Origin of the sequence: Burkholderia sp. Bp9004, assembly GCF_003858025.1 — a bacterium.
In the GTDB taxonomy this organism is placed as follows: domain Bacteria; phylum Pseudomonadota; class Gammaproteobacteria; order Burkholderiales; family Burkholderiaceae; genus Burkholderia; species Burkholderia diffusa.
The window spans coordinates 117,755-132,237 of the sequence record NZ_QTQD01000011.1 but is presented as its reverse complement, the minus strand read 5'-3'; the positions used below and the strand labels follow the sequence as shown (position 1 = coordinate 132,237).

The window sequence follows — 14,483 nt, the reverse complement described above, 5'->3', positions numbered from 1 at the left end:
AAGGGGAAACGCCGGAAAGATGAAATCGAGAAGCGGATTTTATAATAGGTCTTTCGTCTCGACCGGCGCACCGCGATGCGCCCGTGCCCGCCACCCCTGCCGTCCCTATGCCAGACAACGCTTCCACCCCGTTCGCTTCGCCCGTCGCCCGCGTCAAACCGGGCCAGCGGTTCGCCTTCGACGGCGCGCACGGCTCCGCCGACGCACTCGCCATCGCCCGCTATCTCGCCGACAACCGCGACGCGGTCCCGCTCCTCGCGGTGATCTGCGCGAACGCGGTCGACGCGCAGCGGCTGTCGCAGGAAATCCGCTACTTCTCGCCCGATGCGCGCGTGCGCCTGCTACCGGACTGGGAAACGCTGCCGTACGACACGTTCTCGCCGCACCAGGATCTCGTCTCCGAGCGCCTGGCGACGCTACACGACCTCGGCGAGGGCCGCTGCGACATCCTGCTGGTGCCCGCGACCACGGCGCTGTACCGGATGCCGCCCGCGTCGTTCATGGCCGCGTACACGTTCGCGTTCGCGCAGGGCGAGCGGCTCGACGAGGCGAAGCTGAAGGCGCAACTCACGCTGGCCGGCTACGAGCACGTGAGCCAGGTCGTGCGACCCGGCGAATACTGCGTGCGCGGCTCGCTGATCGACCTGTACCCGATGGGCTCGCCGCTGCCGTACCGGATCGACCTGTTCGACGACCAGGTCGACTCGATCCGGGCGTTCGATCCCGATACGCAGCGCAGCCTCTACCCGGTGCGCGACGTGCGCCTCCTGCCCGGCCGCGAGTTTCCGTTCGACGAAGCCGCGCGCACGGCCTTCCGCAGCCGCTGGCGCGAAACCTTCGAAGGCGACCCGAGCCGCGCGCCGATCTACAAGGACATCGGCAACGGCGTGCCGTCGGCCGGCATCGAGTATTACCTGCCCCTCTTCTTCGACGAGACGGCCACGCTGTTCCACTACCTGCCGCCGGATGCGCACCTCGTGTTCACCGGCGACCTCGAAGCGTCGATCCGCCGCTTCACGGCCGATACGAAGCAGCGTCACGCGTTCCTCGCGCACGATCGCGAGCGGCCGATCCTCGAGCCGCAGCGCCTGTTCCTGTCCGACGAGGATTTCTTCGCGTTCGCGAAGCCGTTCGCGCGCGTCGTGCTGCCCGCGCAGCCGGCCGGCGGCTGGGCGACGGGCCTGCCCGAGCTCACCGTCGACCGCCATGCGGACGATCCGCTCGCCGCGCTGCGCACGTACGTCGAATCGTCGGGCAAGCGCGTGCTGCTGACGGTCGAATCGGCCGGCCGCCGCGAAACGATCCTGCAACTGCTCGCCGAGCATCACCTGCGCCCCGCGTCGAACGACCACTTCGCAGGCTGGCTCGAAAGCGACGCGCCCTTCGCGCTCGGCGTCGCGCCGCTCGCGAGCGGCTTCGCGGTGCCGGGCGAAGGCTACGCGATCGTCACCGAAACCGAGTTGTACGGTGCGCTCGGCCGCCGCGCCGGGCGCCGCCGCCAGGAACAGGCGAGCAACGTCGACGCGATGGTGCGCGACCTGTCGGAGCTGAAGGTCGGCGATCCGGTGGTGCATGCGCAGCACGGCATCGGCCGCTACATGGGCCTCGTGTCGATGGATCTCGGCGAAGGCGAGACCGAGTTCCTGCATCTCGAATACGCGGGCGACAGCAAGCTCTACGTGCCGGTCGCGCAACTGCACGTGATCTCGCGTTACAGCGGCGCCGATCCCGACAGCGCGCCACTGCACGCGCTCGGCTCGGGCCAGTGGGAGCGCGCGAAGCGCAAGGCCGCGCAGCAAATTCGCGACACGGCCGCCGAGCTGCTGAACCTGTATGCGCGCCGCGCGGCCCGCGAAGGCCACGCGTTCGCGCTCGACCCGCGCGACTACGTGAAGTTCGCGGAAAGCTTCGGCTTCGAGGAAACGCCCGACCAGGCCGCGGCGATCGCGGCCGTGATCGGCGACATGACGAGCGGCAAGCCGATGGACCGCCTCGTGTGCGGCGACGTCGGCTTCGGCAAGACCGAGGTCGCGCTGCGCGCCGCGTTCATCGCGGTGATGGGCGGCAAGCAGGTCGCGCTGCTGTCGCCGACCACGCTGCTCGCCGAGCAGCACACGCAGACCTTCGTGGACCGCTTCGCGGACTGGCCGGTGCGGATCGTCGAGCTGTCGCGCTTCAAGACCGCGAAGGAAGTGAACACGGCGATCGCGCAGATCAACGAAGGCAGCGTCGACATCGTCATCGGCACGCACAAGCTGCTGTCGTCGGACGTGCAGTTCAAGCGCCTCGGCCTCGTCATCATCGACGAGGAACACCGCTTCGGCGTGCGCCAGAAGGAAGCGCTGAAGGCGCTGCGCGCGGAAGTCGACGTGCTGACGCTCACCGCGACGCCGATCCCGCGCACGCTCGGGATGGCGCTCGAGGGGCTGCGCGATTTCTCGGTGATCGCGACCGCGCCGCAGAAGCGGCTCGCGATCAAGACCTTCGTGCGGCGCGAGGAGGAAAGCGTGATCCGCGAGGCGATGCTGCGCGAGCTGAAGCGCGGCGGCCAGGTGTATTTCCTGCACAACGAGGTCGAGACGATCGAGAACCGCAAGGCGATGCTCGAGGAACTCGTGCCCGAGGCGCGCATCGTGATCGCGCACGGCCAGATGCACGAGCGCGAACTCGAACGCGTGATGCGCGATTTCGTCGCGCAGCGCGCGAACGTGCTGCTGTGCACGACCATCATCGAAACCGGCATCGACGTGCCGAGCGCGAACACGATCATCATGCATCGCTCGGACAAGTTCGGCCTCGCGCAGCTGCACCAGTTGCGCGGCCGCGTCGGCCGTTCGCACCACCAGGCGTATGCGTACCTGCTGGTCCACGACCCGCAGTCACTGACCAAGCAGGCGCAGCGCCGGCTCGAGGCGATCCAGCAAATGGAGGAACTCGGTTCGGGCTTCTATCTCGCGATGCACGACCTCGAGATCCGCGGCACTGGCGAGGTGCTCGGCGACAAGCAGTCGGGCGAGATCCACGAGATCGGCTTCCAGCTTTACACCGACATGCTGAACGACGCGGTGAAGGCGCTGAAGAACGGCAAGGAGCCCGACCTCACCGCCCCGCTCGCCGCGACGACGGAAATCAACCTGCATGCGCCCGCGATCCTGCCGGCCGACTACTGCGCGGACGTGCAGGAGCGGCTATCGCTGTACAAGCGTCTCGCGAACTGCGAGCACGGCGACGCGATCGACGGTATCCAGGAAGAGCTGATCGACCGCTTCGGCAAGCTGCCGCCGCAGGCGCACGCGCTCGTCGAGACGCACCGGCTGCGGATCGCCGCGAAGCCGCTCGGCATCGTCAAGATCGATGCGAGCGAGGCCGCGATCGGGCTGCAGTTCGAGCCGAATCCGCCGATCGACCCGATGCGGATCATCGACATGGTGCAGAAACACCGGCACATCAAGCTCGCGGGCCAGGACAAGCTGCGCATCGAGACGCGCTCGCCCGATCTCGCGATCCGCGTATCGACGATCAAGGAAACGCTGCGCGCACTCGCGCCGCGCGCCGACACGGCGAGCGCGGCACGTTGACCACACGGCCGCGATGCTGCACCGCATCGCGGCCGACGAAGGCGGGCGAACGCGTTTTTGAGTATGATTTTCCCATTCATCAGACGGAGTTTTGCCATGTCCACTCTCGACGCGACGGCGCCGTCCGCCGCCGACCAAGGCGACGCTTCGCTCGTCAGCCTGCCCTGGATCAAGCAGTTGGTGTCGATGGACACGACGAGCCGCGTGCCGAACCTCGGCCTGATCGAAACGGTGCGCGACGCGCTTGCCGCGAAGGGCATCGCGTCGACGCTCACGCACGATCCGCGCGAAGGCTGGGCCAACCTGTTCGCGACGGTGCCCGCGCACGACGGCTCGACCGACGGCGGCATCGTGCTGTCGGGGCACACCGACGTCGTGCCGGTCGACGGCCAGCAGTGGGACAGCAACCCGTTCGCGCCGGAGCTGCGCGACGGCCGCCTGTACGGCCGCGGCACGTGCGACATGAAGGGCTTCATCGGCACGGCGCTCGCGCTGCTGCCCGAGATGCAGGCGACGAAGCTCGCGAAGCCGATCCATTTCGCGCTGTCCTATGACGAGGAAATCGGCTGCGCGGGCGCACCGCTTCTGATCGCCGATCTGGTCAAGCGCGGCGTGAAGCCGTCCGGCTGCATCGTCGGCGAGCCGACCAGCATGCGGCCGATCATCGCGCACAAGGGCATCAACGCATATCGCTGCTGCGTACGCGGCCACGCGGCACACTCGTCGCTGACGCCGAAGGGCCTGAACGCGATCGAGTACGCGGCGCGCCTCATCTGCCACATCCGCGACATCGCAGAGCGCTTCCGCGCCGAAGGCCCGTTCGACGAGCTGTATGACGTACCGTTCACGACCGCGCAAACGAGCACGATCCAGGGCGGCAACGCGATCAACACGGTGCCGGCCGAATGCCGGTTCGACTTCGAGTTCCGCAACCTGCCGACGCTCGATCCCGAGCAGATCTTCACGCGCATCGAAGCGTATGCGCAGGAAACGCTGCTGCCGCAGATGCGTCGCGAGCATCCGAACGCGGCGATCGAGTTCTCGAAGATCGCCGCCGCACCCGGGCTCGATGCGACCGAACAGGCCGCGATCACGCAGCTCGTGCGCGCGCTGACGGCCGACCAGGACAAGCGCAAGGTCGCATACGGCACCGAGGCTGGCCTGTTCGAACGCGCGGGCATCCCGAGCATCGTCTGCGGGCCCGGCAACATCGAACAGGCGCACAAGCCGAACGAATATGTCGAACTCGCGCAGCTCGCCGCCTGCGAGCAGTTCCTGCGCAAGTTCATCCGCAGCATGTCGGTCGACGCACACTGACTGCCCCCGCCACGCCGGCCTGCGTGTGCGGGCCGGCCCACCCCGCCACCCGCCACGTCATGTCGACTGAACAACAGGGCACTGCCCATACGACGATCGACGGCGAGCCGATTCCGACGCTCGACGAAATCGCCGCGCAGCATTTCGCGTTGTCGCCGTGGGTCGCGCGCACGCCCGTGTTCGAGCGCGCCGACCTGCCTTCCCTCGAGGGCACGCACGTCAACTTCAAGTTCGAGCTGCTGCAGGTGAGTGGCAGCTTCAAGGCGCGTGGCGCGTTCACGCACCTGCTGGCCCTCGACGAAGCGCGCAAGAGCGCCGGCGTCACGTGTGTGTCGGCCGGCAATCATGCGGCAGCCGTCGCGTACGCGGCGATGCGGCTCGGCAGCAGCGCGAAGGTCGTGATGTTCCATACCGCGAGCCCGGCGCGCATCGCGCAGTGCAAGCAGTACCGCGCGGAAGTCGTGCTCGCCGGCAGCGCGTCGCAGGCATTCGACCTCGTGCGGCGGATCGAGGCCGAGGAAGGCCGCTTCTTCATCCATCCGTTCAACGGCTATCACACGATTCTCGGCACCGCGACGCTCGGCTACGAATGGGCAACGCAGACGCCCGATCTCGACGCGGTGATCGTGCCGATCGGCGGCGGCGGGCTCGCGGCCGGCATGGCGACCGCGCTGCGGCTCGCGAATCCGCGCGTGCACGTGTATGGCGTCGAACCGGAAGGCGCCGACGCGATGAGCCGCAGCTTCGCGGCGAATCACACGATCACGATGAGCGCGATGCAGACCATCGCCGACTCGTTGATGGCACCGCACACCGAGGAATACAGCTACCAGCTGTGCAGGCGCCACGTCGACCGGATCGTCACGGTGTCCGACGACGCGCTGCGCGCGGCGATGCTGTTCCTGTTCTCGCACCTGAAGCTGGCGGTCGAACCGGCGTGCGCGGCAGCGCTCGCGGCGCTGCTCGGCCCGCTGCGCGAAACGCTGCAGGGAAAGCGGGTCGGCGTGCTGCTGTCGGGCACGAACACCGACCCCGCGACGCTCGGCATGCATCTCGCGCACGCGAAACTGCAGCACTGAAGGCGTGCACGGCACCGAGGGTTATCCCCAGTTTATGTTGACAGCCCTGTTGATAACCCGCCGGACATGCACGCAAGTGGTTGAGCGCGCAGCGTTTTACGCGCGCGAGGCATGCCGGACGCGAAATAGGCAGATGCCGTCTTCGAACGCACGTCCCGCGACGTGGCGGCGTCGCGCGCACCACGCGATCGGCGCTGCCGCCATCGCGCTGCTCGCTGGTTGCGCGGCACCGCCCTCGCCCGTCATCGACACGCCCGCGGCCTGCGTGCAGCCTGACGCGCACCAGATGCTGCAGGCCGACCTGCTGTTCGGGCGCGCTATCGCCGGACGCGGCCCCGTCACCGATGCGGAACGCGCGGCCTTCCTCGCCGACGTCGTCACGCCGCGCTTTCCGGACGGCTTCACGTACTGGGACACCCACGGCCAATGGCGCGACCGCGCCACCGGCCAGATCATCCGCGAAGCAAGTTTCGTGGTCCGCATCGTCGCCGACGATACGGCCGCCACGCACGCGCGGCTTGCCGAGATCCGGCAAGCGTACCGCGAGCGCTTCCGGCAGGAGTCGGTCGGCATCACGCGCGTGCCGGCCTGCGCGTCATTCTGACTCGTCCTCATCGACCGACGCGCGGCGCCACGCAAAAAAAACGGGCGCCCGAAGGCGCCCGTCGCATGCGAGACATCCGCGTATCGCTTACTTGCTCTCGAACATGTCCATGATCTGCTGCTTCTCCTGCTGCGTGACGGGCGGCGGTGCGAGCCCCTCCGAGCCGGCCGAGCCGAGCGCGTCGTTCGCGCTGATCGCGTTCGCGGCCGGGTTGATGTCCACGCTCGCGACGAAGCCGTTGCCCGGCGTGCGATCAGCGTAGTAAAGCTCGCCGTCGATCGACGTCAGCCCGTCCGGCATCGGCATCTGCTGCTCGGGTACGCCGTTCAGCGCGGTGCGCATGTAGTTCACCCAGATCGGCAGCGCGAGCTGCGCGCCGAATTCGCGACTGCCGAGGCTCTTCGGCTGGTCGAAGCCCATCCATGCAACGGCGACGAGCGACTGCTGGTAGCCGGCGAACCAGCCGTCCTTCGCGTCGTTCGTCGTACCCGTCTTGCCCTGCAGGTCGCTTCGGCCGAGCGCGTTGGTGCCCGCGCCCGTGCCGGCCGTCGCGACCGTATGCAGCAGGCTGTTCATCACGTATGCGTTGCGGCCCTCGATCGTGCGCGGCGCGGTGCCGCCGGCGATCACCGGCTGCGACTTCTGCAACGGCTGGCCGCGCGCGTCGTCGACTTCGGCGATCAGGTACGGATCGACCTTGTAGCCGCCGTTCGCGAACACCGCATAGCCGGTCGCGAGCTGCAGCGGCGTGACGAGGCCGGCACCCAGCGCCATCGGCAGGTACGGCGGCGTCTTCGCCGGATCGAAGCCGAAGCGCTGCGTCACGTACTCCTGCGCGTACTGCGTGCCGATCGACGCGAGGATCCGGATCGACACGAGGTTCTTCGAACGCTGCAGGGCCGTACGCATCGACATCGGCCCGTCGGGCTGGTCGTCGTCCTTCGGCTCCCACGCGGTGCCGCCCGGCACGCTCGGCGGGAAATACAACGGTGCGTCGTTGATGATCGTCGCCGGTCCGAGGCCCTTGTCGAGCGACGCCGAATAGATGAACGGCTTGAACGACGAACCCGGCTGGCGCCACGCCTGCGTCACGTGGTTGAACTTGCTCTTGTTGAAGTCGAAGCCGCCGACAAGCGAGCGGATCGCACCGTCCTGCGGCGCGATCGCGACGAGCGCGCCTTCGACCTGCGGCAGTTGCACGACCTGCCAGCCCGCGTTGCCGTCCTTCAGCACGCGCACGATCGAGCCCGGCTTGATCCGCAGCGTCGCGTTCGCGCGCGGGCTCAGCGCGGCCGACACGAAGCGCAGCCCGGCCGGGCCGATCGTCGTCGTCGCGCCGCCGACGAACTGCACCTCGACCGCGTTCGGCGCCGCAGCCAGCACCACCGCCGACTGCAGGTCGCCGTTGTCCGGGTGATCGGCGAGCGCATCGTCGATCGCCTCGTCGCGATCGTCGCCGGCCGCCGGCAGGTTGATCGAGCCTTCCGGCCCGCGATAGCCGTGGCGGCGCTCGTAATCGAGAATGCCGCGACGCACGGCCTGGTACGCCGCTTCCTGATCGGCCGAGTTGATCGTCGTCGTGACGGTCAGCCCGCGCGTATAGGTTTCATCCTTGTACTGCTGATACATCATCTGCCGCACCATCTCGGCGACGTATTCGCCGTGCACCGCGTACTGGTTGCCCGGCGTGCGCACGTGGATCTCTTCCTTCACCGCCTGGTCGTACTGCGGCTGCGTGATGTAGCCGATCTCGAGCATGCGCTTCAGGATGTACTCCTGACGCACCTTCGCGCGCTTCGGATTGACGACCGGGTTATACGCGGACGGCGCCTTCGGCAGCCCCGCGAGCATTGCCGCTTCCGCGAGCGTGATGTCCTTCAGGTCCTTGCCGAAATACACGCGCGCGGCGGCCGCGAAACCGTACGAGCGTTGGCCCAGGTAGATCTGGTTCATGTACAGCTCGAGGATCTGGTCCTTCGTCAGGGCCTTTTCGATCTTGTACGCGAGCAGCATCTCGTAGATCTTGCGCGTATACGTCTTCTCGCTCGACAGGAAGAAGTTGCGCGCGACCTGCATCGTGATCGTGCTCGCGCCCTGGCGCGCGCCGCCGTGCATCAGGTCGGCGACGCCCGCGCGCAGGATGCCGAGGAAGTCCACGCCGCCGTGCTCGTAGAAGCGGTAGTCCTCGATCGCGAGCACCGCCTTCTTCATCACGTCGGGAATGTCCTGGAAGCGCACGAGGCTGCGGCGCTCCTCGCCGAACTCGCCGATCAGCACGTGATCGGCAGTGAACACGCGCAGCGGCACCTTCGGCTGGTAGTTGGTCAGCGCATCGAGCGACGGCAGTTGCGGCGCCATCACGACGAGTGCGTAGCCGACGATCAGCGCACCGACGATCGCGAGCGTCGCGAACAGGCCGACGAACCACAGCGCGACGCGCGAGCCGAACGAGCGGCGATCGGCGCCCCCGCCTCCGCTGCGCTGCGCGCGACGGTCGTCGCCGCGGTCGTCGTCATCGGGGTAATAGGCCCCCGACGGCGAACGGCGCAACGTGTAGTGAGGCTCGTTTCGGTCGGAAGGAGAAGACGGTCGTTTGATAATTGGCATGTCGGAATGGCGGGCGGCGTGGCGCCCTCGGACGCATGCGGAAAATGCAAGCGGATGAATCAGAGTGGGTGCATCGTGGCAACTGTCACGTCGACAGACCCCGCCGCGCGGCGATCCGTTCCCGCGACGTGACAGCGCATTTTAATGAAATCGACCGATCGGCTTCGCGATTTTTTGTAAAAATTCCCGCACAAGCGTGAATTGCGGAACGTATTGGCGCGATGCTCCGCCTATCATGGACTCGCAACCCGGTGCGTGCGGCGATGTTTCTTTCAGATGCGAAAGGTTGAAGCCCGCACGCGCATGGCGCTTGAACTCCGGCACTTAAGCCGTATTTAAGGGGCCGGCGGTGTAATATCCGCCAGCTCACGCGGGTCGGAACCGATTCGCGACGGGCATTGCCGCTGACGCGGCACCTTTCAACCACGGAGGATTTCATGTCGCTTTTCGACTCTGTTTCGCGCACGATCAAAGGCCTGCTGAACGATGCGGCCGACTCGGTACAGGATCCGTCGCGCGACGCACGGCAGATCGTGCGGGAGCTCGACGACAGCATCGGCCGTGCCGAGAATTCGCTGATCGAGATCGAGGCACAAGTCGCGACCCAGCGCAGCAAGCGCGATGCGGCCGACGACAAGGTGAAGAAGTACGAGGACGGCGCGAAGCGCGCGCTGCAGGCCGGCGACGAAGCACTCGCACGCGAGGCGCTCGCCGCGCAGTCGAACGCGGAAGCCGAGCGCGATGCGCTCGCGGCCGAACTCACGACGCTCGAGCCGTCGGTCGACAAGCTGAAGGGGCAGATCGCCGACATGCGTCAGCGCCGCAACGACCTGAACGCACGCTCGAACATCCTGCAGGCCAAGCAGGAAATCGCGCAGGCGAAGGACGTCGCGGCCAGCGCGCTGGGCGGCATCGGCGGCAAGAACCTGTCCGAGGATTTCCAGATGCTCGAGGACAAGGTCGCGCTGCAGAACGCACGCTCGGACGCCCGCCTGAATTCGGCCGACACGTCGAGCGGCAAGGCGCTCGATGACAAGCTCGCCGCGCTGAACAAGGGCCCGTCGGTCGAGGACCGCCTCGCCGCGCTGAAGAAGCAGCTCGACACGCCCGCGCAGTAACGGCAACCGCGCCGCGGCCCGCCGGGCCTGCGGCGCGCACCGATCGTCAGGAGACGGGCGCTTGCGCCCGGTTCGACCATGAAGAAATCTCTCGCCGCTCTCGGCCTCTCGCTGATGCTGCTGTCGTCCGCCGCGTTTGCGGTCCCGTCGCTGCAGCAGGTCGAGCAATCGATCGCGCAGCGCAACTGGCAGCAAGCCGACACGCAGCTGTCGCAAGTCATCGACGCGCATCCGAACAACGCGCATGCGCGCTACCTGTACGCACAGGTGCTGGACCGCGAAGGCCGCGCGTCCGACGCGCTCGCGCAACTGCAGCGAGCGAAGTCGCTCGATCCGCAACTGCGCTTCACCGATGCGGCGCGTTTCGCGCAGACCGAATCGCGCATTCGCGCGGACGCCGCGCGCACAAGCGGCAATGCACCGTCGGCCACCCAGGCCGGTTCGTTGCAGTCGTCGCTCGCCCCCGCCGCGCCGGTCGCGAAACACGGTCCGTCGACCGGCATGTGGATCGGCCTCGGGCTGATCGTCGCGATCATCGCGCTGGTGCTGCGCTGGACGTTGCGGCGCGCACGCTCCGCCGATAACAGCCGCGCCGACGACGAACGCCGCACGCAGTTGAAACGCGCGACCGACGTGCTGAACGACATCCGTCCGCTGAAACTCGACGCGAAGCTGTCGACGGCGCCGGGCGCCGCCGCACTCACCGGCGAACTCGAAGGCATCGAGACCGATGCACGCACGCTCGTCGAGGCGCTGTCGAACGGCAAGAACCCGGTGCCGCCGTATCGCATCGACGAACTCGAACAGCGACATGCGAGCATGAAGGCACGCGTCGAAGGCCGCCCCGATCCGAGCGCGCAACCCGCGGCGCCCGCAAACGGCAGCGGCTCCGTGTATGCGCAGGAAGCAGATCGCGTGACCGGCATGCAAGGCCAGCCCTATCAGCAGCAACCGTACCCGCAGCAGCCGTACCCGCAACAGCAGCCGCCCGTCGTGGTCCAGCAAGGCGGTGGCTTCGGCGGTGGAATGGGCGGGCTGCTGACGGGCGTGCTGCTCGGCGAGGCGATGTCCGGCGGCCGCGAACGCGTGGTCGAACGCGACGTGATCGTCGACGACCAGCGCCGGCGCCAGGAGAACACCGATCCGGGCTTCGACCTCGGCCGCGGCGACAACTCGAACTGGAGCGACGGCAACGGCGGAGGCAGCGTCGATCTCGGCAGCAACGACGACGGCTGGACCGACGACAACACCTGAGCAGTCCACACGCGGGCGTTGACGCATCGCGCCGCGCCCGCCCCCCTTACACCGCGCTTCCTTTCATTTCCGCTCGCACCGGCGCCCTCCGTGATTTGTTAATCATTTCAAGATGGGCTACCGGCAATGGGGCACGTTCGCTATCATGCGGCCATCGGCGTGCCTCCGATCCCCTCCGACCCGCCAGACGCTTCGCAGCCCTGCGCGTCGCGGCACGCCTCCCCTCGCCCAACCAGGAGAAAGCCGCTCATGAGCATAATCAAGGAATTCAAGGAGTTCGCCGTCAAAGGCAACGTGATGGATCTCGCCGTCGGCGTGATCATCGGCGGCGCATTCTCGAAGATCGTCGACTCGGTCGTGAAAGACCTCATCATGCCGGTGATCGGCGTGCTGACGGGCGGTCTGGATTTCTCGAACAAGTTCGTTCTGCTCGGCACCATCCCTCCGTCGTTCAAGGGTAATCCCGATTCGTTCAAGGACCTGCAGGCGGCGGGCGTCGCCGCATTCGGCTACGGCTCGTTCATCACCGTGGCGATCAATTTCGTGATCCTCGCATTCATCATTTTCCTGATGGTGAAATTCATCAACAAGCTGCGCAAGCCGGAAGAAACCGCGCCGGCCGCGACGCCGGAAGACACCGTGCTGCTGCGCGAGATCCGCGATTCGCTCAAGCAACGCTGAGCACCGCGCCACGTAGCATCCGCCGGGCCCGCCAAGTGCGGGCCTTTTTCATGGGCACGCGCCGCGCGTGGCCCATCTCACTTTTTTGTGACGCGCGAATGCACGCGCGGGAAAAGCAGGTCTATGATGGAGACTAAACGACAGTACGGGCGCCAAGACGCTGGCTGTGTCGATCATCGTGGCAAGCGGGTCGACGGGAGACATTGATCGTCGTACCGCACGAGTGCAGCATTTTCGTGTGCTATAAAGGATCGACATGCGGCGTACATAGCCGGGAGTGGGTCGCATGAAAGTGCCGCATTTCTTGCAATTGTTTTTGAGGCGAGTGTTTATGTCCTTCCCGAAAAAACGTCGACGTGCGCAACAGGACGGCCAGGAGTCGTTCCTCGCGGTATTGCGCCACTCGAAACCGTTCGCGCAGCTCGACACCAAGATTGCCCGCGCCCGTGCGCAGGACGAGCCCGTCCTGTATGCGCATGTGCTGCCCGGCCTCGACGTGCTCCTGTGCAGCGTGCGCGGCGCTCAGCCGCCCTATCCGGCCATCGCCGAACTGCGCAAGCGCTGCATCGAATCGATCGCCAACGCACTCGAACAACCGCTCGACGGCCTCGAGAACGGCGGGTACTGGTACGAGGCGAACGGCTTCGGCTTCCTCGTGTTCGCGAGCCGCGCCCGCGCGCGCATCCTGCCCGAATTTGGTGCAGGCACGAAGGCGAGCCTGCGCGGCGGCCTCGGACGCCAGAACGCCGGCGACACGACACCGCGCTCCCTCGGCTGAACCGACACCGACTCGATGGGCCGCCTCCGGGCGGCCCATCGGCCATTCAGGCTTCCCGCTTCACTGTCGCGGCGCGATCACTGCGCCGTCGCGCGCCCGTTGCCGGGCCGGACGATGTCGATGAACGCAGCGAAATCGGCACCGGCAAGCCCCTGCGCGGCGCCCAGCCGGAGCACCTGCTGCACCGTGGCCGATACGGGCATCACCGCGCCGGTGTCGCGCGCGGCGTCGGCGATCGCGTCGACGTCCTTCTGGAACGTGCTCAGCGCGCCGATCGGCGGATGACCGCCTGACGTCATGCGCGGCACGAAGGTCTGCAGCAGCACCGAATCAGCCCACCCGCCCGCCAGTGCGTCGGCCAGACGCGCGGCGTCGATGCCGCTCGCCTGCGCGAGGCCGACCGCTTCCGCGATCGCGGTCACCGTCGCGGTGACGATCGCCTGGTTGCAGAGTTTCGCGGTCTGGCCCGCGCCCGCGTCGCCCATGTGCGTGATGCGCGACGCGTAGGTGTCGATCAGCGGCCGCACCGCGTCGAGGTCGATCGCGCCACCGCCCGCCATCACCGCGAGCGTGCCGGCCTGCGCGCCGGGCACGCCGCCCGATACGGGCGCGTCGATCCAGCCGACGCCGAGCGCGGCCGCGCGCGCCGCGTAGTCGCGCGTCGCGGCAGGCGGAATGCTCGAATGATCGACGATGCGCTTCAGGCGGCGCGCATTCGCATCGCCGGCGAGGAGCCCGTGCTCGCCGAACGCGACGTCGCCGACCGCACGGCCGTCGAGCACGCACACGAACACCGTGTCGACGCGCTCCGCCAGTTCGCGCGGCGTGTCGACCACCAGTGCACCGTCCTTTTCGAGCGCCTCGGCCTTGGCGCGCGTCCGGTTCCATACGCTGACCCGATGGCCCGCCGCCAGCAAATGCCGAATCATCGGCGCGCCCATCAATCCCGGTCCGCAAAATCCGACTTCCACGATGTTCCTCGTCTCCAATTGGGGTTGCACTTGCCGCCCATCATACCTATCACTCAAGAAGCCGGACACGCGCGGTGCCGCCTCGGGCCCGCCGCTTGCGCGGCCGCACAAACCGACATCCCAGGGAGCGCATCATGAGCGACCACGTCTACAAGCTGATCGAACTGACCGGTTCGTCGCGGCAATCGTGCGACGACGCCATCCGCAACGCGATCTCGAAAGCCGGCAAGACGCTGCACAACCTGCACTGGTTCCAGGTCACCGAAACGCGCGGCCACATCGAAGGCGACCAGGTCATCCACTGGCAGGTCACGCTGAAAGTCGGCATGCGTATCGACGACTGACGCACGCGCGTCACGCGCGGTGCACTGGCCGCCGGATGCGTGCAACGCGCATCCGCGCGGCGCCGCGCCCACCCGCATCACGCCCCGTTCGGGTCCCTTCGCGAGGCCCGGCCGGCGTGCGTGTGCGGGTATCCATCTCTTGACGCTGGTTT

The 14,483-nt window shown here is 67.4% G+C and carries 11 protein-coding genes; 9 read left to right on the top strand and 2 right to left on the bottom strand.

Annotation, left to right across the window (positions count from 1 at the left end; all coding sequences use genetic code 11):
- Nucleotides 1-107: 107 nt before the first annotated feature.
- The 4 genes from mfd (at nt 108) to DIE08_RS15010 (ending at nt 6,578) form a co-directional block, all read left to right on the top strand.
- Nucleotides 108-3,578, top strand: coding sequence for a transcription-repair coupling factor (gene mfd / locus DIE08_RS15025; protein ID WP_124902354.1), 3,471 nt, complete (start codon nt 108-110; stop codon nt 3,576-3,578).
- A gap of 96 nt (nt 3,579-3,674) precedes the next feature.
- A complete protein-coding gene (argE, locus tag DIE08_RS15020; RefSeq protein ID WP_124622508.1) occupies nt 3,675-4,895 on the top strand; it encodes an acetylornithine deacetylase in 1,221 nt (406 codons plus the stop codon).
- A gap of 59 nt (nt 4,896-4,954) precedes the next feature.
- The gene (locus DIE08_RS15015; RefSeq protein WP_124622506.1) at nt 4,955-5,974 is read left to right on the top strand and encodes a threonine/serine dehydratase; all 1,020 of its coding nucleotides are present in this window, start codon (nt 4,955-4,957) and stop codon (nt 5,972-5,974) included.
- Between the two features lie 133 nt (nt 5,975-6,107).
- Nucleotides 6,108-6,578, top strand: a complete 471-nt coding sequence (locus tag DIE08_RS15010; RefSeq protein WP_059599965.1) for a DUF3574 domain-containing protein — start codon at nt 6,108-6,110, stop codon at nt 6,576-6,578.
- 87 nt (nt 6,579-6,665) lie between these two features.
- On the opposite strand, the gene DIE08_RS15005 is transcribed toward DIE08_RS15010, so the two are convergent.
- A complete protein-coding gene (locus DIE08_RS15005; protein WP_124902353.1) occupies nt 6,666-9,185 on the bottom strand; it encodes a penicillin-binding protein 1A in 2,520 nt (839 codons plus the stop codon).
- A 437-nt stretch (nt 9,186-9,622) separates the two neighbouring features.
- Here DIE08_RS15005 and DIE08_RS15000 point away from each other — a divergent pair, with 437 nt between their 5' ends.
- The 4 genes from DIE08_RS15000 to DIE08_RS14985 all read left to right on the top strand — a co-directional run bounded on the left by DIE08_RS15000 (nt 9,623) and on the right by DIE08_RS14985 (nt 13,016).
- Entirely contained in the window at nt 9,623-10,303 is a 681-nt protein-coding gene (locus DIE08_RS15000; protein WP_124902352.1) for a PspA/IM30 family protein, read from the top strand.
- 78 nt (nt 10,304-10,381) lie between these two features.
- A complete protein-coding gene (locus DIE08_RS14995) occupies nt 10,382-11,557 on the top strand; it encodes a tetratricopeptide repeat protein (protein WP_124902351.1) in 1,176 nt (391 codons plus the stop codon).
- 249 nt (nt 11,558-11,806) lie between these two features.
- Nucleotides 11,807-12,238: a large conductance mechanosensitive channel protein MscL gene (gene mscL / locus DIE08_RS14990; RefSeq protein ID WP_059599962.1), complete on the top strand. Its 432-nt coding sequence runs from the start codon at nt 11,807-11,809 to the stop codon at nt 12,236-12,238.
- A 331-nt stretch (nt 12,239-12,569) separates the two neighbouring features.
- On the top strand, nt 12,570-13,016 hold the full coding sequence (locus tag DIE08_RS14985; protein ID WP_027784713.1) for a hypothetical protein: 447 nt from the start codon (nt 12,570-12,572) through the stop codon (nt 13,014-13,016).
- 77 nt (nt 13,017-13,093) lie between these two features.
- Here the strand turns inward: DIE08_RS14985 and DIE08_RS14980 are convergent, their stop codons facing one another.
- Nucleotides 13,094-13,987 (bottom strand): NAD(P)-dependent oxidoreductase, encoded by an 894-nt coding sequence (locus DIE08_RS14980; protein ID WP_124902350.1) that lies wholly within the window; start codon nt 13,985-13,987, stop codon nt 13,094-13,096.
- Between the two features lie 134 nt (nt 13,988-14,121).
- Between DIE08_RS14980 and DIE08_RS14975 the strand changes: the two genes are divergently transcribed.
- Nucleotides 14,122-14,331, top strand: a complete 210-nt coding sequence (locus tag DIE08_RS14975) for a dodecin (RefSeq protein WP_006755984.1) — start codon at nt 14,122-14,124, stop codon at nt 14,329-14,331.
- Nucleotides 14,332-14,483 lie beyond the last annotated feature (152 nt).

Bases quoted from the DNA above. Each gene is read 5' to 3' on its own strand.
- mfd (WP_124902354.1), top strand. From the start codon at position 108: ATGCCAGACAACGCTTCCACCCCGTTCGCTTCGCCCGTCGCCCGCGTC.
- argE (WP_124622508.1), top strand. From the start codon at position 3,675: ATGTCCACTCTCGACGCGACGGCGCCGTCCGCCGCCGACCAAGGCGAC.
- DIE08_RS15015 (WP_124622506.1), top strand. From the start codon at position 4,955: ATGTCGACTGAACAACAGGGCACTGCCCATACGACGATCGACGGCGAG.
- DIE08_RS15010 (WP_059599965.1), top strand. From the start codon at position 6,108: ATGCCGTCTTCGAACGCACGTCCCGCGACGTGGCGGCGTCGCGCGCAC.
- DIE08_RS15005 (WP_124902353.1), bottom strand. From the start codon at position 9,185: ATGCCAATTATCAAACGACCGTCTTCTCCTTCCGACCGAAACGAGCCT.
- DIE08_RS15000 (WP_124902352.1), top strand. From the start codon at position 9,623: ATGTCGCTTTTCGACTCTGTTTCGCGCACGATCAAAGGCCTGCTGAAC.
- DIE08_RS14995 (WP_124902351.1), top strand. From the start codon at position 10,382: ATGAAGAAATCTCTCGCCGCTCTCGGCCTCTCGCTGATGCTGCTGTCG.
- mscL (WP_059599962.1), top strand. From the start codon at position 11,807: ATGAGCATAATCAAGGAATTCAAGGAGTTCGCCGTCAAAGGCAACGTG.
- DIE08_RS14985 (WP_027784713.1), top strand. From the start codon at position 12,570: ATGTCCTTCCCGAAAAAACGTCGACGTGCGCAACAGGACGGCCAGGAG.
- DIE08_RS14975 (WP_006755984.1), top strand. From the start codon at position 14,122: ATGAGCGACCACGTCTACAAGCTGATCGAACTGACCGGTTCGTCGCGG.